General features: G+C 54.8%; 13 protein-coding genes. 5 read left to right on the top strand and 8 right to left on the bottom strand.

Annotated elements, in window-relative coordinates:
* Positions 1-1,572 carry a ThuA domain-containing protein gene (locus tag SH467x_RS20560; protein WP_482368964.1) on the top strand — a complete coding sequence of 524 codons (1,572 nt, stop codon included), beginning with the start codon at positions 1-3 and terminating at the stop codon, positions 1,570-1,572.
* Between the two features lie 347 nt (positions 1,573-1,919).
* Here the strand turns inward: SH467x_RS20560 and SH467x_RS20555 are convergent, their stop codons facing one another.
* The 6 genes from SH467x_RS20555 to SH467x_RS20530 all read right to left on the bottom strand — a co-directional run bounded on the left by SH467x_RS20555 (position 1,920) and on the right by SH467x_RS20530 (position 10,773).
* Positions 1,920-5,324: an efflux RND transporter permease subunit gene (locus SH467x_RS20555; protein ID WP_482368963.1), complete on the bottom strand. Its 3,405-nt coding sequence runs from the start codon at positions 5,322-5,324 to the stop codon at positions 1,920-1,922.
* A gap of 6 nt (positions 5,325-5,330) precedes the next feature.
* Positions 5,331-7,589 (bottom strand): efflux RND transporter periplasmic adaptor subunit, encoded by a 2,259-nt coding sequence (locus SH467x_RS20550; protein WP_482368962.1) that lies wholly within the window; start codon positions 7,587-7,589, stop codon positions 5,331-5,333.
* 26 nt (positions 7,590-7,615) lie between these two features.
* Complete coding sequence (locus tag SH467x_RS20545; protein ID WP_482368961.1) at positions 7,616-8,512, bottom strand: hypothetical protein; 897 nt, start codon at positions 8,510-8,512, stop codon at positions 7,616-7,618.
* Between the two features lie 66 nt (positions 8,513-8,578).
* Positions 8,579-9,472, bottom strand: a complete 894-nt coding sequence (locus SH467x_RS20540) for an anti-sigma factor family protein (RefSeq protein WP_482368960.1) — start codon at positions 9,470-9,472, stop codon at positions 8,579-8,581.
* Positions 9,469-10,077: an RNA polymerase sigma factor gene (locus SH467x_RS20535; RefSeq protein WP_482368959.1), complete on the bottom strand. Its 609-nt coding sequence runs from the start codon at positions 10,075-10,077 to the stop codon at positions 9,469-9,471. Before SH467x_RS20535 ends, SH467x_RS20540 begins: the two co-directional genes overlap by 4 nt.
* Before the next feature lie 189 nt (positions 10,078-10,266).
* A complete protein-coding gene (locus tag SH467x_RS20530) occupies positions 10,267-10,773 on the bottom strand; it encodes a hypothetical protein (protein WP_482368958.1) in 507 nt (168 codons plus the stop codon).
* Between the two features lie 192 nt (positions 10,774-10,965).
* Between SH467x_RS20530 and SH467x_RS20525 the strand changes: the two genes are divergently transcribed.
* A complete protein-coding gene (locus SH467x_RS20525; protein WP_482368957.1) occupies positions 10,966-11,187 on the top strand; it encodes a heavy-metal-associated domain-containing protein in 222 nt (73 codons plus the stop codon).
* Positions 11,188-11,229: 42 nt separating this feature from the next.
* A complete protein-coding gene (locus SH467x_RS20520; protein WP_482368956.1) occupies positions 11,230-13,491 on the top strand; it encodes a heavy metal translocating P-type ATPase in 2,262 nt (753 codons plus the stop codon).
* A gap of 46 nt (positions 13,492-13,537) precedes the next feature.
* On the opposite strand, the gene SH467x_RS20515 is transcribed toward SH467x_RS20520, so the two are convergent.
* Positions 13,538-14,974, bottom strand: a complete 1,437-nt coding sequence (locus SH467x_RS20515; protein ID WP_482368955.1) for a prenyltransferase/squalene oxidase repeat-containing protein — start codon at positions 14,972-14,974, stop codon at positions 13,538-13,540.
* A gap of 193 nt (positions 14,975-15,167) precedes the next feature.
* Between SH467x_RS20515 and ygfZ the strand changes: the two genes are divergently transcribed.
* The gene (ygfZ, locus tag SH467x_RS20510) at positions 15,168-16,106 is read left to right on the top strand and encodes a CAF17-like 4Fe-4S cluster assembly/insertion protein YgfZ (protein WP_482368954.1); all 939 of its coding nucleotides are present in this window, start codon (positions 15,168-15,170) and stop codon (positions 16,104-16,106) included.
* A gap of 29 nt (positions 16,107-16,135) precedes the next feature.
* On the opposite strand, the gene SH467x_RS20505 is transcribed toward ygfZ, so the two are convergent.
* The gene (locus SH467x_RS20505; protein ID WP_482368953.1) at positions 16,136-18,994 is read right to left on the bottom strand and encodes a hypothetical protein; all 2,859 of its coding nucleotides are present in this window, start codon (positions 18,992-18,994) and stop codon (positions 16,136-16,138) included.
* 330 nt (positions 18,995-19,324) lie between these two features.
* On the opposite strand from SH467x_RS20505, the gene SH467x_RS20500 reads away from it, so the two are divergent.
* A complete protein-coding gene (locus SH467x_RS20500) occupies positions 19,325-23,494 on the top strand; it encodes a DUF7133 domain-containing protein (protein ID WP_482368952.1) in 4,170 nt (1,389 codons plus the stop codon).
* Positions 23,495-23,497: the final 3 nt, after the last annotated feature.

Raw genomic sequence — 23,497 nt, 5'->3', positions numbered from 1 at the left:
ATGCTTCCCTCCGTTGTAGCTTTCTTTTTGATCGGTTTTCAATCTGCTTCCCCTCTCTCCCTCCAATTGACACGGCAAGTCGAAACGGCTGAGGGGACGGGGCGGTACCACCGCGTAGCAGTACAAGAAAATTGGGAACCGAAAAAAACAGCGCTCATTCTTTGCGATGTTTGGGACTCCCATCATTGCTATCGGGCAGTGATGAGGGTAAACGAACTCGTCCCACGCTTGGAGGAAACCGTCAAGTCGATGCGAGATCGAGGCGTGACCGTCATCCATGCCCCCAGCGATTGCATGAAGTCGTATGAAGGGCATCCCTCGCGTCAACGAGCCCAAAAGATCGCCAAGGCAGATCCATTGCCGGAAGGGATCCGGGAGTGGTGCTATCGCATCCCTGAAGAGGAAAAAGGAAAGTACCCCATCGATCAATCGAATGGTGGTGAGGATGATACACCGGAGGAACATGCCGCTTGGGTGCAAGAGCTGGTTCGGATGGGGCGCAATCCGAAGACTCCTTGGCTTAAGCAGCACGAGGGTTTGACGATTCAATCGGAGTCCGATTTCGTCAGTGACAAAGGGGAGGAAATCTGGAGCATTCTCGAGGCCAAGGGGATCGAGAATGTGATTCTCGCGGGTGTTCACACCAACATGTGCGTCTTAGGCCGCCCATTCGGTTTGCGAAGGATGGTCCAAGCTGGGAAGCGAACGGCATTGATCGCCGACCTCACCGACACCATGTACGATCCGAGTTGCGAACCCTACGTCAGTCACTTCACCGGCACCGACTTGATCATCGATCACATCGAGCGTTATGTTTGTTCGACTTTTACGAGCGACCAAATCCTGGGAGGCAAGCCGTTTCGATTCGAAGCGGATACGCGCCCCACGGTCGCGATCTTGATGGCCGAAGATGAGTATTCCACGGAGAAGACCCTTCCTCCTTGGAGTATCCAGCAACTGGGCAAAGAGTATCGATTGCGCTGGATCTTTGGCAGCGAGACCGAACCTGCCGTGGTACCTGGGATCGAGGCGATCCGAGATGCCGATGTATTGCTCGTCAGCGTGCGGCGGCGTCCGCTGGTCGCAGAATCGCTGGAAATCGTTCGCGAGTTTGAGAAAACCGGAAAGCCGATGATTGGGATTCGAACGGCCAGCCACGCCTTTTCTCTTCGAAAGGGGGCGACCCCTCCTGGAGTTGCCAGCTGGCCAGAGTTCGACGCTGAAGTTTGGGGTGGCAGTTACACCAATCATTATGCGAACGACCTTGAAACGACCGTTGACGTCGCAATGGACGCCTCGCACTCCATCTTGAAGAATTGGGAAAGCAAGCCGAACGGGGGCTATGTATCCAAAGGGTCGCTTTATCAAGTTTCCCCACTGAAGAGTGGGACGCAGCCTCTTTTGATGGGTCGGATCCCTGATGGAAAGCAAGAACCGGTGGCTTGGACATTTCAACGTTCGAACGGTGGTCGAAGCTTCTACACTTCGCTCGGTCACGTTTCGGACTTTGAGCAATCTGCTTTTGCGGAGTTGCTCAAGAATGCAATCGATTGGTCTTTGAACAAGAATTGATCTCAACGCTGAGAAGTCAATTTCCGAGCGGATTGCATTTTTCCTTCGATAGAATTCTTCGCATTGCTCCTTCCCCCCCTACTCCTACTCCTACTCAGTGAAACGGTACTCGTACTCGATAGAACGTTTGCGACCGAGCTAAGTTTCGATCGCAGAATGTTGATTGCAGAGTTACTCATCGAGCGTGGTGCGGAGAGCGAGTACGAGTACCGCGTTGCTGAGCACGAGTACGGAGGGAAAACAGAATTACACAATGCATTGTGCATCTGCGAGGTTACAAAGCCCGATGAGATCGTTCGCTTACAGTTGGTCAGACTTGCAATAGGTCCTACCAGAAATCGGGTTTCTCAGCGGAGAGAACGGGAACCGAACAAGTAGAAGAGCGCGGGAGTGACGATCTGATCGAGCGCCGTCGAGGCGATCATTCCTCCAAAGAGAACGACTGCGAGGGGATAGAGTATTTCCTTGCCTGGCTCCCCTGCGCCGAAGAGGAGCGGGACCAGCCCGATGAAGCTGGTCATGGCGGTCATCATCACTGGGGCGAGCCGCTCCAAACTGCCACGGATAATCATCTCTCGTCCGAACGGCATTCCTTCGACGTCCATCAAGTGTTGGTAGTGCGAGATCATCATGATCCCATTTCGACTGACGATACCGATGAGCGTGATAAAGCCGACCCAATGGGCGAGCGACAAGTGCGTCGACTGGATCCAGATCCCAGGCCATTGGGTCCAAGGTTGTTCGACGAATGCTGCGGCGTCAGGACGGTTCACCAGGAGCAATGCGACGATCGCGCCAAACGCGGCCAAGGGGATGTTCGCGATGACTTGCATCGCGGACCGATGGGAGCCCAATGCCTTGAACAGCAGGAGATAGACGCCAATCATACTGAGTATTGCCAAACCCCATAAACGAATCGTTGCCTCTCTTTGCGCTTCGAATTGACCGCTAAAATCGAGGTAATATTCGCCAGGCAATTCGCGCAACGATTCTTCGATAGGTTGCAGAGAAACCCGAATATCCCGGACGACGCTCGCCAGGTCCCTTCCCTGCACATTGCAAAAGACAGCGACGCGACGCTGAACGTTTTCTCGATTGAGGACGTTTGGACCTGTTGTGTCGAGGACTTCGGCTACTTGCGACAGTGCCACTTTGGCCCCGGAAGGTGTCTCGAGCAATGTCTCTTCGATGACGCCCGGGTCGCGACGAGACTCCTCGTCGTACCAGACGACGAGGCCAAAGAACTTGTCCTCCTCGATGATTTGCGAGACGACATTCCCTTTGAAGGCTGTCTCCAGGACCTGCGCGACATCCCCTGGGGCAAGTCCATATCGGGAGGCTTCTTCCCGCTTCACTCGCATCTGCACTTGCGATATCTCGATCTGCGGTTCGATCTGCAGATCCACGACCCCTTCGATTCCCTGCATAAGAGATTGAATGTCATACGCGGCCGTTCGCAATTCTCGCAGATCATTACCAAATATCTTGACCGCTATTTGGGCTCGAATGCCAGACATCATATGGTCCAAACGGTGCGAGATCGGTTGTCCGATATTCACCGCAGCTCCCGGGATGCTCGAGATACGATCGCGAAGGTCGGCAACCACCTCTTCCGGCGGTCTTCCTCGATATTCGTAACTCCATAGGTGGACGACCGGGATGGCGCGAAGGATCGCATTCCCCCAACCCTCTTTCTCCCGTTTGTGCTCGGCAAAGCGAACCTCGAACTCGGTGTTATTGACTCCCTCGGCATGCTCATCGAGTTCGGCTCGCCCAGTGCGCCTAGCGACCGAGAGAACTTCCGGTACCTCCAAGAGGATCGATTCGACCCGGCCTGCGACGCGCTGGCTCTCTTCAAGCGAAGTTCCCGGTTCAAGCCTCAGATTGACCGTAGCGGTTCCTTCATTGAAAGGAGGCAAGAACTCACCTCCCATGAATGGCAAAGTCAAGCAGCTGAGCAGCACCATCACAGCTACGATGGAGATCACGAATCGCGGTCGATCCAAGGTCCAATGCAGGAGTCGTTCATCGGCGACTTTGAGCCAACGCAACAACAGGGGTTCCCGCTTGTTCGCAAGGAACGGAGCCTTCGGCAATAGGAAGCTTGCCAAGACAGGCGTAAAGGTCAAGGATACGGCCAAGGAGGACATCAAGGCCACGATGTATGCGATACCAAGTGGCGCGAACAATCGCCCCTCGATCCCCGACATCATGAAGAGTGGGGTAACGACCAAAACAACGATCAAAGTAGCGTAAACGATCGAATTCCTGATCTCGCTCGAGGCCGAAAAGATCACGGCGAGGGAGTCTTTTTGAGATGCTAGGGGCAATTGCTTGTTTTCGCGAAGTCTTCGGTAGATGTTCTCGACGTCTACGATCGAGTCATCCACGAGATCGCCAATGGCAACGGCAATTCCCCCAAGGGTCATCGTGTTGATCGTGATGTCGAAGAGATAGAAAACAATGATGGTCAGCAGGATGGAGAGGGGCATGGACGTCAAGGAACTGATGCTTGTTCGAAAATTTCCCATCAAGAGAAAGAGAATGACGACCACCCAGATTGCACCGTCGCGAACCGCTTCGCTGACATTGGCCACTGCAGCCTCGATGAAGTGACTTTGACGGAAGATCTCCGATTCAATCTTCACATCCGCAGGCAATTCTTTTCGCAATGACGCGAGCACGGCGTCGATCCGTTGATCCAATTGAATCGTGTCAGCATCGGGTTGCTTTTGAACGGTCAGCATCACAGCCGGACCTCCGCGAAGTTCGCGGTAGGTCAGAGAGCTCGGTTTCGAGGCTACGTCGCTCGTCTCGAGAGAGGGAACGGCCGATTTGCTCGTTTCATATTGATCGGGATGATTGACGGCGAACTGGACATCCGGTTCGATTTTGACAATGGCTGATGCGTCACCCCTTTTGACGGGGCCCCCCAATCGAACGTCCGCGACGTCGCCGATCCGAATCGGTACTTGATCGCGCCACACAATCGGCGTCGCTGCAATTTCCTCCAGCGTGAGGGATTGTCCTTGGATCCGAAGGAGAGATTCTTTGTCTCCACGATTCATGACACCCCCTCCTGCCAACACGTTCGCTTTGGCTGTCGCATCGGTCAGCTGCTCCAGGGTTACATTGCGAGCTGCGAGTTTGGATGGAGTCGTGAGGACTTGGTATTGTTTGAGGGTTCCGCCCATCACGGAGACTTGCGACACGCCTTCGACAGCCAGGAGGCGATTTCGAACTGTGAATTCGCCCAAGGTTCGCAGTTCCATCGACTTCAAGTCGGAGTCGAGCTTGGTCGATGCAATGGAGTCACTTCGAAGTGCGATGAGCATGATCTCTCCCATGATGGATGAGATCGGTGCCAGGGTTGGGTTGGTGCCGGGAGGAAGGCGGGACTGAGCCAATTGCAATTTTTCGTTCACGATCTGGCGATCGATGAAGATGTCCGTGCCCCAGTCGAATTCTACCCAGATGATCGACAAACCGATGGCCGAAGACGAACGCACGCGTTTCACGCCGGTCGCGCCGTTAAGGAGTAACTCAATCGGACGCGTCACTAAGACCTCGACCTCTTCCGGAGCAAGCCCGGGAGCTTCGGTCATGATGGTCACTGTCGGGCGGTTCAAGTCGGGGAAGACATCGACCGGCATGACGCGCAGGAGCGAGCCGCCGAGAATGGCCAACACGAGAGAAGCGATCGCGACGATGGCGCGGTTGTGGAGCGAGAAGCGAATGATTCCGTCTAACACGTTGAACTACCTCAAGGACGCATACGCGGTTTGTAAATCACGGCCACCTGACGTGACGACCGCCTCCCCTTCGCGAACACCGCTGACCATTTGGGTGAACAAACCATCCGAGCGACCAGTTTCCACTCGCCGTCGCTCGATGTACCCGTTCTCTTTCTTCACGAAAACGAACGTATGAAGTCCGTCGCGGACCAAGGCGGAGTTTGGGACCGCTAGGTTGGTCTCGCCTTTTCCCATCGAGATCGCAACCGAAAGAAGCATCCCGGGTCGCAACGGAATGTTTGGTGCATCCGGACTCGGTGCGAGCCAAATCCGTTGCGTTCGAGTCGATGCGTCGACGAGTGGACCCGTTCGACTGACGATAACCGGAACCGAGAATTCGGGGTTGGAGAGGATGGTTGCAATTCCGTGGCTCCCTGGTGATATGGACCCCGTATCGGAGGTCGCGACGTGGGCTTCGATCCAAACCGAGTCGAGGTTTTGGACTTCAACGAGTTGCTGGTTGGCCACAACGGTCTCCCCCAAGGTAATGACCGTCGACGAGATCTTGCCATCGATAGAAGAACGGAGGGGGAGGTAATCCCAAACCTTCCGTTCGTGGATAATCGCGTCGATCTCAGCCTTGGAGAGCCCGATGGTGGCGAGCTGACGCTGCAAGCTTTCTGCGCGAATCGACCACTGCTCCGCTTGGGATCGCGATTCGATCGCAACGCGGAGCGACACGGCGTCTCCCTTTACTTCCTCGAGCCGCTCTGCGCGATGGCGGGCGAGCGATGACTCGAGTGACGCCGTAAGCAAATCCAGCTGAAGCTTATGGAACTCCGGAGAAGCGATCTCTAGGAGCACCTCCCCAGCTTGGACCTCCCGGCCAGGGCGGAGGGTATGGGATCGGATGGTTCCGTCGAGTTGCGACGAAACGATACTTCTCCCCTCGGGGGGCAAGGTCACGGTGGCAGGAAGTTGAACCGTGCGTGCAATAGGCCTGGGAGTGACAGGGATCGTTGCTATTCCCAACCGTTTCTGCTCGTCCTCAGAAAGTTTGAGAACACCCAGGAAAAACAAACTTGAGAGCTCATGACCGCCAACGACGACCACGCGGTCCCCGGGATAGATGTCCCCTTGCTGAATTTCAACCCTCGGGTGCAACGCATCGTTCGTCGCGAGCTTTCGTTTTCCGAGTTTGACCACTCGCTTTCTGTATTCGGCTGCATTCCGTGTCGAGGCTTCTTCTACGAAGACGTAGGTTTGCAGACCATCGCTGTAAACAGCGCGTTGAGGGACGGTCAGAGTCGCGTCTTGTGTGGAGGTGTGGATGGTGGCCCTCCCCACGAGCCCTGGCACGATGTCTGGTTGCGCGACGGTCATCCAAGCCCAAATGACTTGTGTTTGTGGATCCATGCTCGCATCGATTCGTTCGATTTTGCCTTCGGAGGTGATCGTGGAGTTCAGGATTTGGAGTTTCACACGCTGACCGACCGCGACGTGAAACGCATCTTTCTCGAGCAACTGCATGCGTACCCAACTGGTGTCGGTATTCACCATCTCAAAGAGATGTTCGAAGGCTTCGACATACTTTCCTTCTGAGAGATCGGAGTGGATGATCTGCCCCGCGATGGGGGAGCGGATCTGGTGCGTGACCTCGAGCGTTTCGTCGGGATTGGAGACGTTCCAATTCATGCCAAGCGTGGTAGCTCGAATGCGTGCGATTTCCAGTCGGTTCAAGCTTTGTTGGAGTGAAGTTTCCAAATCCAGGAGTCGCTGCATGGGGACGGCACCCGCAGCTGCCGTAGGACGCGTGATGTCTAAAAGACGGCGATTGAGAGCCGTTTCCTTTTGGGCTTGGAGAAAATCCAGCTTGATCGTCTCCAACTCGCGGCTGCTCAATTCCGCGATGACTTGATTGGCTGATACGAAATCACCAGGGCGAACGAGAAGCTTGGAAATGCGACCTGAGAGCTGTGCGGAACCGACTGCTTTCGCTGGCCATGGAGCGACGGTATCGGCGTAAACTTGCAGGGTGGAGGCAACGGTTCCCAAGGTTACTTCTTCGGCACGTACCCCCAGAGTCTCGCGCGCTTGCGCGGAGAGGGTAATTCGCCCTGATTGCGTGTCGACTTGCACACCTTTTGACGGGAGGGGTTGGTGCCCTTCGTGCCCAAGCAAAGTCGGGGTGAACGCGAGGAAGGGGAGGGTGACGATCAGTTGCCACCCTGCTCTCCTCCACGTTTTGTACGGCCCGATACTAGGAAAAGCTCCAGATTTCATCGCAATTATCCTTCTCGAACTCTGGCTCACTGTTTGACAAAGGTCTCGGGATTCGGCAAAGGTTCATCCGACGATTTGGCTGATTTCAAGAACTCGTCGACGCAGGGAGGGCAGCAGAATTGGTAGGACTTTCCATCGATGATCCACGAGAACTTGGGGTTCGCTTTCGTTTCGGTAATCGGGCAGATGCGATCCCCTGGTTTGGGGTTCATGTCGTGTGCTGATTTGAGACCTTTGAACTTCTGAGAAGCGGTCACGTTGCCATTTGCTTCGATGTCGGCCGATGTGTAGCGACCACCAGGGGTAAGGTATAAATCCTTTTCCTCGCCATCCGCCAATTTCTCAGGCATCTCTGAACCGGGGCCGTGATCATTCGCCCCGGTCACAAAACCTAAGCGGAATCGCTCTCCCTCTATCCGGATATTGGGAATCGTCACGTCGAGCTTTTTTCCCATCATGTTGGATGGTAGCTGCCCAACGAATAGAGAGGTCTTTTCTAGAGAATCTCCTTCCTGTGGGGTGGGGTCGAATGTGATCGACGTCGAATTGGTATCCCCGTCTGCTTTCACGAACCCCTGCAGTGTTTGACTCTCTACCTCGATGATCCGACTTTCGTCTTGTCCAAGCGTGTAAAGGCGAATCGATCCTGACGAGTCGATGACCGCTTCGACATGGTAGCTATCGCGTCCGAGGGAGACCATGATCCCACCGTGGGCGCCTGGTTTATGCCCGTGATCGGCATCGCCCCCCTCGCCGTTTTCGGAGTGGGAAGATGTCCCATTGCCACCTGATAAGCTTTCGTTGGTGGGGTTGGAGGAGTCGGCTTTCTTAGACGACGTTATAGGTTCGCAACCTGTCAAGAAAAGCATCGCGAGAGACGCAGTCGGGAACAGAGTCCAGCAAAGCAGTTTTGCAAATTTCATGGTTTTGCCTTTGGGAAATGGTTGATTTCATAAATGGAAAGTGACGATGTGTTGGATCAGAGTTCTTTACAACGAAATGGACTCGATCCAGCGGCTGACTTCGGTGAGGTCGGTTGCTCCGAGCAACGTAAAGTGGTGGCTCTCATTCTGCCAACTAATAGCTAAGTGGCCGGTGGATTCGACGATCTTGCAACTTCTTCCACCGCATTGCGTTTGGATCGATGGGGCATCGCCAAACCAAACTGCCTGGTCCTCTCGATGTTCCAAAACAATCAATGTCATGCCGTCTTCACGCTGGCATAGCGTCGCCGAGCATATGCAACACGGCATGTTCAAGACATGGGTGGATACAAGCTTGTATCCATCCGGAATGGTTTGGAACAAGGTAGGTTCGAAGCCGAGCGCTTGTTCCGTCTCCTCCTGGCCCATTTCTTTTCCGTCGTAGCGATCGATCAATACATCCATCGCTTGCTTGGGCTCCGCACCGGCTAGTTGGAGAATATCGGTGAAGTCGACTGCGAGTTCGTGTCGGACATGGGCCGCGCCGTGTCGGTCCCACACTCTCTCGGATAATGGTCGGATCGCGAAGAATAAAAAGGCGAACGTGGCTGCGAGGACCATGAGCAAGGGGGGCCAAGGCACATTGGGCCGTTTCGAAAACGATCCCTGCGGCGCTCCTATGGCGGGCGTTCCCCTCGCTGCTTCTAGGGAGGGGAGGCCTCTCACGATGGTCGTGGACGGAGATTCGAATTGGCACGTGATGCGATGCCAGATGGCCTCAGTGTCCGCGATCGGCTCCGAGGCTTTCATCCACGCTCCCATCGAACGGTAGCCGGATAGAGATTTCCGGCAATGTTCACAGCAGGCGACGTGGGCATCGACTTGTTCACTCGATGACGAATCCAATTCTGCATCGATATAGTCCGAGAGATGGTCTTCCACCCATTTGCAATTCATCATGATGGCTCCCAACCCATTTGCATCAAGGAGTTCTTTAAATCGCTTCTGGCTTTGTTCAATCGCGAACCGACCGTTCCTTCGGGAATGTTGAGAGTATGGGCGATCGACGAATAGGCGAGGCCATCCACTTCCTTCATGTGCAGGAGAGCCCGTTGTTCGCCGGAGAGCATCTTCATCGCGCGTTCGAACATCTCCGCATCTTCTGTCACGCGATGCGGATTCGCGTCGCTGACCATTTCTCCCATTTGTGCCCATTTTTCAATTCGTGCTTCATCTCGCTTCTGTTTCCGGAGGTACTGCAAACTCTGATTCACCGCCATGCGATGGGCCCATGTCTCCAGAGAAGATTCAAATCGAAATTGGCTGAGTCTAGAGAATAAATGAATGAAAAAATCTTGTGTGACATCGTCTGCGTGGTCCGCACCAACGATGCTTCGGACAACTCGGTAGATTCGAATAGCGAGCAAATCATAAATTTGTTTTTGGTATTGGCGATTTCCCTGCAAGGCGAAACGAATCCAGGTTGCCAATTCGTTCTCGGGCATCCCTGCCGACCGTTCGGAAGGTTGCGAGATCTGATCTTTGGATGATTTTGAGGATCTCATTCTTCACTCCATTTCACCGAAAAGTTCGGAGCGCTCGATCATGTGTCGCTTTACGACAGGGGGGATCTATCGCGCCCGAATACGCTCGAACGGTACACCTAAGAGCAGAAACCATCGCAAATGGCTGATCGTCTCAGCGGATGGGGCGACGATCTGCGGGTTGGTGCATTACCCTTTGGAGCGGGTAGATCAAGTCGTCCATTTGCAGGCGATTGCCTGCCAAGAAATCCCGCGAGAGCCAAATAGTGGCCCCTCGAATCGGTCAAGAGGACTCAAGGTCTCTCGACGTTTCGGGAAAAGGTCGTGAAGTGTTGTCCAAGAGTGGGAAGTTTGGGTGGTCGAGCCTGACTCAGTGGTTCGGTCTGCTTCGAGGACTTGTGAGACACAATCGCATTGGTTCGAGTCGCCTGCCAGGCAACCATCGACGGGTGCGGATGGACGTTGCTTGTTCGTCGCGCGAGGTGGTGTGTCCGCCGCTGCGCAACGGGGGCATTTGGGAGCCGCAGCCTTTGCGGGCGTCTGAGCCCTCGTTTGCTTCGCTTCCCCTGTCCCGGTTGTGCCGGATTCGATCGATACTCCCGCAATGGTCCAGCCTTCTAGGATGGAGCGAGACAAACAGCAGCACGAAACCCCACCGAATATCTGGCTGAAGGCAATTGCGATCAGCAACAGAACGGAAATGGGGAACGAGGACATGGGTATCGCCTTTTTATTTATCTCGCGTTGGGAAATCGATTGTTAGATGGTCGACAGTGGGCGATCCTTCATTTCTATTCGAAACTAATTCGAAGAAACCGTTTGGGAGTGGCATCCAATCCGTCGAAGCATACGTTTTTGCGTTACGCATCGAATGGTTCCATTCACCCACCTTGAATACGGAGTAATCCTATGAACGAAAACGAGCAAACAAAAGTCTTTCATATTTCCGGGATGACTTGCGGCCACTGCAAAAAAGCCGTCGAGTCTGCCATCCAGTCTACACAGGGGGTCAGGGAAGTGCGAGTCGAACTGGAAGCGGGCAGAGCCACAGTGACGGGGCACTTTACCGACGCTGCGATCGTCGCGTCCGTGGAAGACTCGGGATACTCGGCGGCGTTGGCCGACTCCTAAGGCTTCGTCCTTTTCGCATTTTTCGGAAGGAGATCCGTGGTAATGAAGAGCACAGAGCCCGTCCTGGAGATCGGTGTCCAAGGCATGACCTGCGCAGCCTGTGTGCGTCGGGTCGAAAACGGATTGAAGAAGCTGCCGTCGGTTCAACAGGCCACCGTGAACCTGGCGACGGAACGAGCGCTGGTTCGTTTGGAGCATCCCCCGATGGCCAGCGACATTGCAACGATTCGTGCGGCAATTTCCAAGTTGGGTTACGAACCTGTCGATTTGCAAGCCAAACGTACCACCACTGCCGAGCCTTCCGAAACCGACGCGTTGTGGCGGATGACGGTGGGGGCCTCTCTCTTTGCAATCCCAACCGTCATTTTGGCGATGGCCCCGATGCTGTCCGAACAGGTGATGGCTTGGATGATGCAGTGGCTGACAATGGAGCAATGGAACTGGGTTATGCTCCTCCTCACTCTTCCTGTGCAATTTTGGTTTGGACGTCGCTTCATGCGATTGGGGGCGAAGAGCCTCTTTTCGACTTCACCGGACATGAATGCCCTCATCCTGCTCGGAACTATGGCCGCGTTCCTATTCAGTGCGTTGGTCACGATTTTTCCAACTTGGTTTCCTGTCGCGTCTCGCCATGTTTACTTTGAAGCCTCTGCGGTCGTCATCACGCTTGTGTTGCTCGGCAAGTATTTGGAAACAAAGTCTCGACATCAAGCTTCCGATGCGATGAAGGTATTGCTCAAACTGGTACCCAAGACGGCTACGGTTATTCGGCATGGTGAGTCCGTTTCGATCCCTGCCGAGGAGGTTCAACTCCATGATTTGATCGAAGTGCAACCAGGGACGGCCATCGCGGTGGATGGGGTGGTCGAAAGTGGCAGTACCTATATCGATGAGAGCATGGTTACCGGCGAGAGTGTCCCTGTGGCCAAGGTGGCTGGAGACGCGGTGGTCGCGGGTACGATCAATGGGAGCGGAAGTATTCGTTTTCGCGCGACGGCAGTGGGAGCCGAAACGACCCTTGCAAAAATTGTCGCCTTCGTCGAATCCGCGCAAGCATCCAAGCCGCGGATTCAGGGGATCGCGGATCGAGTCGTCGCTTATTTCGTCCCTGTCGTGTTGCTGATCGCGACCCTTACCGCGCTCGCTTGGCTATTTCTCATGCCAGGGGGCTCGATTGATCAAGCTCTCATTCATGCGGTAGCGGTTCTCATCATCGCATGCCCCTGCGCGATGGGGTTGGCTGTCCCAACCAGTGTCATGGTAGGAACCGGAAAGGGGGCGCAGCACGGTATTCTCTTTCGCTCGACCGACGCCATCGAATCACTCAGCCATGTCGAAATGGTCGCCTTCGACAAGACAGGAACTCTCACGATAGGAAAGCCCCAGCTTTCGCGATTGCACGTGTTGCCTCCGTTTGATGAGTCGAGCCTCCTCGCCGAACTTGCAAGGGTCGAGCAACGCTCCGAACACCCCCTGGCTCATGCAATCGTGGAAGCTGCCGAGGTGAGGGGGCTTCGGTCCCAAAACGAATTGGTCGACTTTCAAGCGATCGCGGGAGCTGGAATCGACGCGAAGTTGTCCAACGGTGATCGAGTTCGAATCGGTTCGGAGCGATGGATGCGGGAGCACGCGATCGACATCGCGCCGCTCGAATATGCGGTCGCAGAAGCGATGGAACAAGGTGAAGGATACTTTTTCGCTGCCATCAACCAGACGCTTGCAGCATTGATCGTCATTTCCGACCCGATCAAGCCGACGACTCCGGCAGCGATTGCGAACCTGAGGCAAAAGGGCTATCGCATAGCCTTGATCTCCGGTGATAACATTCGAACCGCGTCGACGATTGCGGATCGATGCGGCATTGAACCGAACATGGTCTACGCAGAGGTCCGTCCCAATGACAAGGCGGAGGTCGTGCAGTCGATCAAACGAGAGGGAGGTCGCATCGCATTCGTTGGAGATGGTTTGAACGACGCACCCGCTTTGACCGTTGCCGATGTAGGGATTGCGATGGGGACCGGCACAGATCTTGCGATCGAAAGCGCCGATGTCATCGCCATGTCGGGTGATACCTGGCTCGTTCCCCGGGCGATCCAATTATCACGTGCGGTCATGGCGAATATTCGTCAGAATCTCGCATGGGCCTTTGGGTACAACGTACTTCTCATCCCGATTGCGACTGGGTTGTTGCAGCCATGGACTGGTTTAAGCCTTTCTCCCATTGTTGCCGGAGTGGCGATGAGCCTATCGAGCTTCTTTGTCGTGACGAACGCGCTGCGTTTAAGATCCATCCACTTGGATTAGATCCAGCAAGCGAACCTTTCATGAATCCGATTTTCGTGCATTCACTCTAGAGGCGAAACTCGTTGCTAGAGGTTTCGTAGAGGGGCAGGTAGCGGTAGTAGACCTCTAGTGTCAAGCAGCACATGGTGGTGACATAAATTCGCCCTCCTTCGCGATTGAAGGGATTGCCGGTCCAAAACCAGCTGCCCGCCATGTGACCTTCCTTCACCTGGGTACTGACCAGGAGCTCGCGCATGATGAAATTCCAATTGTCCCAATTCTTTCCGCCAACATGAAACATGAACTGAGTCGCGTAGTAGTTGTAATAGACATCGCTAGCGCTAGGCCCCTTCTCTGCGATGTATTTGTTGGCGCGAAGAATAGAGCCATCGGTGAGCGAATAGCCTCGAAACAAGCGAATCAAATTTCCGATCGCCGTCATGGATTGGGTTGGTTCTCCCCCCGCATAGTTGAACAAAAAACCATTGCTGGAGCTCTCCTTTAGAAACAAATCGCTGAGCCGAAGAACTTCCATGGGAACCCGAAGCTTTGCGGCCGATGCGCTTTTCAGAGCCAAAATCTGCCACCCAACAACCGAGAGATCGCCGGGTTGGCCAGGATGATAACGCCATCCTCCTCGCTTGTGTTGAGCAGAGATGATGAAGTTGATCGCCCGCTGGCAAGCGTCCCGTAGCGAGTCGTCTCCTCCCATTTGCAATGCCTCGCAGATGGCGAGGGTTGCGATCCCATGTTCATACATCTGCGATTTGGCAGTTTCCCCCAACCAATAGCTTTGAACGGTTCCCTCTTTCTCCTTCAAATTCTGGACGAGGAAGTAAAGGCCTCGCGAAACCGTATCTCCATATTCGGGGGAATTGGGTGTGTGGCCGGCGCCGAGAAAGCAGAGGAGGGCAAGCCCGGTGGCTGCTATTTCATGCTGATCCAAATCGCGGCACCCGTCGGTACAGTTGTTCTGGCAGACATCGAATCCCATGGCCCAAGCACCGTTGTTCTTTTGGTGCGCGGCGAGGTAGACCAAAGCCGCATTGACGGCCGCTTCGCTTTGCGGGGTCGCGCCGTATTTTTGAGCGGCCGACTGTCGGTTTTGGGGCTTGCGAGACTCGATCGACGTCTCGAGAAAGCCTCCCGCTCCTAATTCTTTTGCAGAACCTGAGAAACGGACTTGATCCGAGAGGGTCGTCTGAGCCTGGGGAGCATTCAACTCCCCCGTTTCCAAACTGACAGGGGACTGGGTGAGAAGCGTGGTAGTCGAAATGTCATCCAGTCCGACACCAGCCGTCGCCTCGGAGGGGGCAATAGGCTGGATCTCCACCACCTCGACCTCTTTACCGATCTGTTCCGATGCTCCAGAGAATATGGTGAAACGCTCTCCCATGCCCGAGCTAGCGATGGTCCAGATCGCCAACAAGATGAGCAAAACTAGATGCAGGATAAAACTGCACAAGCTTGCGATCCACTGGTTTTTCGAGCCATTGTTGCTCACGGCATTACCTGATGGGTTAGGGAGAAGTTCACCCACAAGACGTTTAGGATACTTTGCATGCCGAATGGTGCCCCCTGTCTTTCGAAAAGGCGTCGCGCGACCGTGGGCATTTCAAATTACGATTGTCGTCTCGTGCAGGATGCGTCACATTTTACGATTCTAACACCTGCTCCTCGCTACGCGAAAGTCAAGCATGTCAAAGCTCTGGAAATTGGGAACCGGAACCATCGTGGAGATTCGGGGAAAAGATCGAAGTAAAGTGTTCAACAATTTGGCCACGCAGGACCTTCGAGAACTCTCCGAGGGCCAATCCCTCGAAACGTTTATCACCGATTCCAAGGGGCGTACGTTCGGGCATGGGCTTGCGATCGGGTTGCCTGAATTCCATTTCTTTGTCTCGGTTCCCGATCAAGCGGAACGATTGGTCCCGCATTTCGATCGGTTCATCATTATGGAAGACGCGGTTATCGCCGATCGTAGCTCCGCGTTTACGATGTGGTTGGCGTCGGACGACTCCATTCTCCCGAAACTCGGTGTCGATCTTCCCACCGCCCCTTGGCCTGATTCCTTTGCAACCTCTTGGAATGGTCTCCCTGCGTATTTGGCCCGAGCCCCTTGGGCTGGACCGAATTCGCGATTGCTGCTGTCCGAGTCCCCCGGGTTGCCTACGAGTTGTGATCCGTCCCTGCACTCCGATTTCGTGGAGAGTGACATGGTGCATCGGTCCGACTGGGAATCGCTTCGCATTCAAAATCTCTGGCCTTGGTACGGGACCGATCTGGACGAAAAGAATTTCCCACAGGAACTCGATCGCGATAATTTCGCGATTTCCTTTCGAAAGGGTTGTTACCTAGGTCAAGAAACCGTGGCTCGCCTAGACGCGCTCGGGCAAGTGCAAAAGAAGTTGGTGAAGCTGGCGATCCTCGGCGATGGGCATGTCGATGTCCATGTTCCGGAGGGTACGAAGCTACGGAGTGGTGGTACCGAAGTTGGTCAGCTTCGCTCGCACGCCATGCTGAGCTCAGGTGCAGCGGTTGGTTTAGGCTACGTGAAGAGAAGCCATTTCGCCCCTGGTACCAACCTGAAACTTGGGCCCCAAGGGTATACCGCTGTGGTGATGCCCAGGGAATAAGCCGCCAGCGGGCGTTGAGGGGGCCGAAATCAATCGACGGGTAACGCACGTCGCCAATGTTCCATCGCTTCGGGCGAGATCGCGCCATAATCGGACCATCCTGCATCCTCGGTGTAACCTCCGATCTCCGCTCGTCGCGAAGCAAGCGGTAAGACTTGCAGTATGGCCTCTCCCCAGCGATATCGATCGATCATGGAGATGTCTCCTTTGGATTGCTCACGTGCAAGAGCCGCTTGGAGTCTCTCGACATCCTGCTGCGCGTAGCAATAGGCTTTGAGTCGAACCGACGGAATGGGTTCATTCGCATTTGCTTTTTCACCCGGACGACCGGGGTAGAACAACGAGCATTCGTCAGGCACCTCCCACGATTTGGCCGTCCCGATGGTTTGCCATGGCAGAATTCCATCTCCTCCTCGCAGCCAGCTATCCCAAGCCCAAGCCAATGTCTGGACATTGTTGGTCCCCAGAGGGTTGGCGGATCCGTAGATCATCACCAATTGGTCGTCGATGCATTTGCGATCCAACACGAGCCGACGGTATTGTCGGAATGCGGTCTGCGAAACTACGTTGTAACGCATCAAGCCATCGAGCGTGGTGCGCTGCCATTGCGGTCGCGAAACGTCGCAGCGATAGAACAGGTTCGAGTCGCGAACCGACGTGGAAAGTCCATCTGCAAAGGCTCTGCCAAAATAGCGCAGCGCCAAGTAATCCTGGAAGTTGGCCGGTTCATCGAGCAACCACGGGGAAGAGCCTCGCGACCAACCTCGCTTTTTGAAGTCGACTTTGTTGTTCAAGAAAACGTGAAAGCGCGTTTCCTTCCAGCCTTTTTCCAGAATATGCGCCTCGCAGGCTTGAACGGCTTTCACCCATGCGGCGCGATAGTCTTCGGTAAAGGCCTCGTCGGCCCAGTAGCTGCCGTTGTAATGCTCGTTGATAGGCAGCGGCCAGTTCTCGTGCATCGGGAGATAGAAGCAATCCATGGGGACTTTGCCTCGTGGCAAATCGGAAAACGCCTCTCCGGTAAAATACTTTTCGAAGCGAGCATCCCAACGGCTCCAGTCCCAACCCGTCGATGCGACATCCGGAGCCAACCCACTCGCCATACGTCCATTTTGAAAATAGGGGACGCGATTCAACACCACTCGATGTCGATGCGCCATTCGATAGTAGTCGAGCTCGTTGGCAGGCAAGTCGTAGCAGTTCATTTCCGGTAGGAATCGCAACTCCTTGGGAGTTTGCGCAGACCGAACATGGATGGCGACCGTCAACGCTTTCGGACTTCCGTCTGATTCCACCTCCAATTTCATTTCCCTCTTGCCTGGCTTTTCCCCATCGGGAATATAGAGCTCGAGAAGCCAAGCCCCTAAATCGGGGGAACGTTCGGAGGTCGGTAAGGAAACCTCCGTTCCAGAGGCCGTGCTTGTTTCGATCGGGAGCAAAGGATCGGGAAGCCAGCGACCTCCCGAAGGAATGTATTCAACCTGATAAAGCTCGAAGCGCCATCCATCGGGCAATGGTGTTTTCCACCGAAGCTTTGGAGCCACCGGTGTTCGAACAACTAGTTGCGCCCCGACCCAATCGCTGCGGCAACCATCGAGACTGATAACCCCTTGAGCTGCATCCCAGAAAATGTTCTTGGCCAAATAGTCTGCACGTTGATTTGGAATCAACTCAGCAGTCGGCGCGACGAATTGATCAAGAGGGTGCACCCAAGTCAATCGGGACCTTCCAAGCGATCCAGCTTGGCTCCAAAGCTCTTCCGCGTTTCGAGCCATCTTGGATTTGTTCAGCTGATTCGTTTTCGTCAGGGACTTGCGAAGTTCCTCTGCGGCTTGAGATGGTGTTGCGTCAGGTCGACCTTGCCAATCGATGGACACTTGCTCACTCTTCTTGCCATCCCGATTGACGGCGACCAAGGTGATGCGATGGTTCTCGTTCCAACTCCAAGGAGGGTTGAACGGATCGACGACGATGGTGCACTCGCTGGGCGATTTCTCCTCCGAGCGAATAAAGTATCGGGGTAGCGGTTTGCCATCGACGCTGACCTCACACCCAATGGCCGATTCGGAGTCGGTCCTCCAAGTAAGTTTGGTACGAGGATCCGAACCGGCTGGAGGCACCCAAACCACATCGGAAGGAGTTGGTGGGGATGGGGCAGGAACACCAGGAGTGGATTCTACGAGCAAGTAGGGGGCACTCGCTCGATTCGAATCTTTGCTGAATACGGTCCGATTAGGGAAGAGTTGAAAATCAAAATTCTCACCGTCTCGTTTCCAAGTCGAACCGGTGTCATCCATGATAAGCCAACCGTGACTGAGTCCAGCAGTGCAGGCCTCCACCAAACGAACCGGGACATCAAAGGACATCCAACCATCGGCTTCTTCGGTGGGTGCCAGGGAGTGCCATTGCGTCCCTCCCGAACCGAGGCTGACCGCGGTGATATCGCCGTCATTCCAGAGCTCATCGGGGTAGATACGGTGAGAGAATGTGGATTGGCCGTCGACTATTTCATAATTCTGAGCGGTCCCCTCTACCCAGTCTGCAGCGAGGGTACTGAGTGTAATCCGGTCGATCGGAATGTCGCTCGCACGCTTCAAATAGAGTCGAGCTCGGGAAATGGAATGCCCGCGTAGGGATGCAAAATTGAAATCGATCAAGGAGAGCTCTTGGATCGATTTCAATTTAAGTCGCGATGCCCCTCCGTTGGCCCCTTTCGATTCTTTACCCGCGTTGGACAGCCAAGTATCCCGCGTTGCAGGCAGCCGAATTTCCTTGGTCTCCACTGCAATCGACTGGACGGTCCACGGAGAGAGGAGAGTTAGGCAAGCCACAAGTCCGGAGGCGAAAAACCAGGAGCACCGCACGGTCAAACAAGGGAAAGAATGCATAGCAATACCGAGCAATCGGAGGGATGGAGGGGGGAGTGGAGGGAGGGAGATGGAAGCAGCATTGTAAAGGCCCGTTTGGAAACTTCGAAGTGTAGGGGCGAGTGACGCGGGCTCATTTTTGGTTTAATATGGGATTACGGGTTCGTTCTCCTTCCCACGTCTGGATAGAGTGAGGGATCGATCCCCATTCGTCCAGCCCGCCGAGACCATGTTAGTCTCTCGAGACCACGCCAGTCTCTCCAGCCTTCCCAAAGAATTCGACCGCCACTGCAACCCAAACCGCAACTCCCTTCGCCACCCAAGCCGTAGGGACTTACACCGTCGAGACTTATGAAATCCTTTCTCAGCACCATTCTATCTCTTTCTCTTCTTATCGCCTTCTCCCATGTAGGGCTTGGGCAAACGAAGGAAAACAAGCCCATTCGCGCCTTGCTCATCGCGGGAGGTTGTTGCCACGACTATGCGAAGCAACAAGAAGCGCTTTGCAAAGGGATCCAAGCTCGAGCGAATGTGCAGGTGGATGTTTATTGGACCGACAATTCGACGACGGCCCCGATGCTCCCACTTTACAGCAAGCTGAATTGGGCCGAGGAGTATGACATCATCATCCACGATGAATGCGCAGCCGATATCAAGGACCCAGCGTTGTTGAATCGGATCGTTCAAACGCACCAAAAGATCCCTGCCGTTCATCTGCACTGCGCCATGCACAGCTTCCGTGCGGGGAACGATGTCTGGTTCAAGCATCTTGGATTGCAGTCGACCGGACATGGCCCTCAAGAACCGATCGATATCGAGTTTGCGATGCCGAAGCACCCGATTACCGAAACCCTCACCAACTGGACCACGATCCGAGAAGAGCTCTACAACAACGTCAAGATGTACAATGCCGTTCCATTGGCAATCGGAAAACAGAAAGTGGGACGAGGAGACAAGGAACGCGTCGATCAAGCGGTTGTGGTTTGGATCAATGAGAAGCAGGGAGCTCGAAGCTTTAGTACTTCGCTCGGCCACAACACAGAAACGGTGGCTGACCCCCGGTATCTCGATCTTGTGACCCGCGGACTTTTGTGGGCTTGCGACAAACTGAACGCGGACTATCTCCAACCGTTCGAAGGGGAGAACAAGGTCACGTTTATTGACAAAAATAAATTCTCCAACAACGCAGCCCCAGGAGTCGGGAATGCACCCCAAAACGCGACGTTGGTCAAGGTGACCGCATCGAGCGTGCAAGATGGAAACCCAACCCATCATGTTGTCGACGGAAAGCAGGACACTCGCTGGTGCGCTGATGGCCCCGCCTATCCGCAATCGATTCAACTCGAATTCCAAGAGCCTCAAACGGTTCAGTCGATCGAGATCGCTTGGGAGATGCCGGCAGGTGTTTACAAATACCGCGTCGAAGGATCGCAAAACGGAACCGATTTCAGCCTGCTTCTCGATCAATCTGCCAATACGAAAGGACGTGTGGGGAAAGAAGATTTCCCCTCTGCGGCCACCGTTCGATTCCTTCGCGTCACCGGTATCAGCAGTACCGGCGGTTGGTGCAGCATCCGCGAAATCCGTTTGCATGGCCCGACCATCAAGTCACTTTGGCCAGCTGACCCCAAATCTCCCGCCGGAAAGTTCACGGCGTTGCAGGGGGATGCATATGCAAAGAGCGGAAACATTGTTCCTCGTATCGAAAAGCGGACGCCTGAGGAAGAAGCAGCTATCTTGAAGGATGTTCAAGTCGCGGAGGGCTTCGAGGCGACACTTTTCGCCGCACCGCCAGCAGTGAACTACCCTGTCTTTGTGGCAGCCGATGTCGACGGGACCTTGTACGTAAGCTCCGATGGAAACGGATCGTTGGGACGCGATCCGATGCGCGGACGCGTGGTTCGATTGCGAGACACCGATAACGATGGACGTGCTGACGAGACCAAAGTGTTCTGTGAAGTCGACGCGCCGCGAGGATTGGTCTGGGACAAGGACCGTCTCTATTTGATGCATCCTCCCCACTTGAGCGTCTTCATCGATCGCGATCGCGATGGAGTGGCGGACGAACAGAAGACTCTCGTAAAGAATCTTGCATTCGACTACGACAAACGACCGGCCGACCACACGACCAATGGACTCAGTCTCGGAGCAGACGGATGGTTGTATATCGCAGGTGGTGATTTCGGATTCATGGACGCGGTGGGGGCAGATGGGACACGTCTTACCCATCGCGGAGGTGGTGTGATTCGTGTCCGTCCTGACGGAACCGGTCTGGAAATCTACTCCACGGGAACTCGCAATATCCTCGAGGTAGCGATCAGCCCGGCCATGGAAATGTTTGCGCGAGACAATACGAACGATGGTGGTGGCTGGGATGTGCGACTCCACCACTTCACCGGCAATGATGACCATGGTTATCCACGTCTGTATAAAAACTTCAACGACGAGTGCGTCGCTCCATTGGCTGACTACGGTGGCGGTTCTGGTTGCGGTGCTGTCTATATCGACGAGCCTGGATTCGGAAAATGGAACCAAGCTCCGTTCACGGCGGATTGGGGAACCAATGCAATCTATCGGCACTCGGTGAAACCCCAGGGGGCGACCTATCAAGAGGTGGCGACTCCCGAACCGCTGGTGAAAATGACACGTCCAACCGATGCCGATGTCGATGGCAATAGCCGAGTCTACGCAGCCAGTTGGAAGGGTGCGAATTTCAATTGGAACGGACCAAACGTCGGGTACATCGTGCGGATCCAACCCAAGGGTTTCCAGCCAGAACCGCTTCGGGATTATGCCAAACTCAGCAGCGACGAGTTGGTCCAGGAAATGGATTCTCCGAGCTACCGGCGGCGGATGGAGGCCAGCCGTGAGCTAGCGAGGCGCGGAGACAATCGCCACTCGCAACTCCTTGAAAAGGGCCTTGCTTCTCGCAATGCAGATCGCCAACTAGTCGAGTCGATCCAAACGACAACCAATGTCGAGAAGATTCTCAATGCGCTCGGCCATGCAGACCCAGTGATTGTACATACAGCCATTCGGACCTTGGCCCAGCGAAAATCGATCGATGAATGTTTGGCTGCCCTTGAACAAGGGACTGCACCATGGCCTCCTCTTTTGAGGGCTATCGCGATGATGCACGATTCGCGAGTTGTCGACACGCTGATTGCGAGGCTTGCCAAGGAGACATCACCGGAGCGGCGCGCGCTTCTGTTGGGGGCTCTTTGTCGATTGCATTTTATGGAAGGGGCCTGGGATGGCGATTCGTGGGGGACACGCCCCGATACACGAGGCCCGTACTATCAACCCGAGACTTGGAGCGAGTCCAAGAAGATTTTGGCGACACTCCGCACTGCTCTCGCAGCGGCCGACTCGAAGGAAGCGGCTTACTTGATCGAAGCGATGGAGAAGAATCGAATTGCGAGCGACGAGGGGCTCGAGAGAATCATCGAGATTGCAACCCAGGATAGCGCAGCGATTCCGATCGCGGTCGCCAAGTTAGCGACAGCTAAGGAAATTCCTGCCAATGCCATTCCCCTCCTACTCGCGGCATCGCGGATCGAGGAACTCGCAAAACAACCGCTAAGTCAAGTCGTGGTTGCGTTGGCCCGGACCTCACATCCCGAGTCGTTCGAAGCAATGATTCGTTGCCTGGAACGCTTGGATCGAGAAGGGGGAGACAATGCCCTATCGGAGAAAGCTCGCGATGCGCTGTTGAATTCCCCAACACTCGGATTGCAAATACCACGTTTGTTGGACCTTTCCAAATCAACCACCGGCCCGCTCGGATCCATTGCAGACTCCGCCCTATTGCAATTGGCCAGCAAGAGCCCGAGTCCGGAAGTGCAAGCGGCAGCGCAGAAGGGACTCGAGGAAGCTTGGGGGAACAAGGCTCGGAAGATTCGGTTGATGCGTACCGCAGGGCGGGTATCGAGTAATCATCTCGATGAAGAGATCCTGGCCGCTTGGAAGGATTCCGATGCGGAGGTGGCGAAAGTGGCACAGAACGTCTCGAATCGACTGAAGATCAAACCGCGACCGGAGGATAAATCGCCGAAGCTCGCTTCACTCAATCCCGAGGAAGCGGTCCAGAGCGTGGTGGCAATGAAGGGAGATATCAGTTTCGGAGAGCGACTGTTCACGAAAGCGAAGTGCACACAATGCCACACGGTGCGGCAAGATGAAGTGCAGAAGGGCCCCTACCTGGGTAACATCGCGCGAACTTACAAGCGACCTGAATTGGCAATTGCCGTGATCGACCCCAGCAAATCGATCGCGCAAGGTTTCATTACCAATATCATCCAGACACACGACGACGAAACCATAACCGGCTTCGTTACCAACGAGCAAAACGACCGCGTCGTATTGAGGGATGCTCAGGGCAAAGAGTTTCTGGTGATGAAGGAAGACATCGCAGCCAGAAAAACATCGACGGTCTCTTCGATGCCGACCGGATTGCTGAACGAGTTCACCGTCTACGAATTCGCATCGGTCCTCGACTACCTCGAATCCTTAGCGAAGTAGAGC

Source organism: Brakhagea slesvicensis (assembly GCF_052161625.1).
Classification (GTDB): Bacteria; Planctomycetota; Planctomycetia; order Pirellulales; family Pirellulaceae; genus JBKCUI01.
Note: the sequence above shows the minus strand (reverse complement) of the source record. Positions and strands in the feature narration are given on the sequence as shown.

Coding starts and splice junctions, on each gene's coding strand:
- SH467x_RS20550 (WP_482368962.1), bottom strand. CDS start 7,589: ATGAAATCTGGAGCTTTTCCTAGTATCGGGCCGTACAAAACGTGGAGG.
- SH467x_RS20505 (WP_482368953.1), bottom strand. CDS start 18,994: ATGCATTCTTTCCCTTGTTTGACCGTGCGGTGCTCCTGGTTTTTCGCC.
- SH467x_RS20540 (WP_482368960.1), bottom strand. CDS start 9,472: ATGATGAATTGCAAATGGGTGGAAGACCATCTCTCGGACTATATCGAT.
- SH467x_RS20530 (WP_482368958.1), bottom strand. CDS start 10,773: ATGTCCTCGTTCCCCATTTCCGTTCTGTTGCTGATCGCAATTGCCTTC.
- SH467x_RS20525 (WP_482368957.1), top strand. CDS start 10,966: ATGAACGAAAACGAGCAAACAAAAGTCTTTCATATTTCCGGGATGACT.
- SH467x_RS20535 (WP_482368959.1), bottom strand. CDS start 10,077: ATGAGATCCTCAAAATCATCCAAAGATCAGATCTCGCAACCTTCCGAA.
- SH467x_RS20500 (WP_482368952.1), top strand. CDS start 19,325: ATGAAATCCTTTCTCAGCACCATTCTATCTCTTTCTCTTCTTATCGCC.
- SH467x_RS20545 (WP_482368961.1), bottom strand. CDS start 8,512: ATGAAATTTGCAAAACTGCTTTGCTGGACTCTGTTCCCGACTGCGTCT.
- ygfZ (WP_482368954.1), top strand. CDS start 15,168: ATGTCAAAGCTCTGGAAATTGGGAACCGGAACCATCGTGGAGATTCGG.
- SH467x_RS20520 (WP_482368956.1), top strand. CDS start 11,230: ATGAAGAGCACAGAGCCCGTCCTGGAGATCGGTGTCCAAGGCATGACC.
- SH467x_RS20560 (WP_482368964.1), top strand. CDS start 1: ATGCTTCCCTCCGTTGTAGCTTTCTTTTTGATCGGTTTTCAATCTGCT.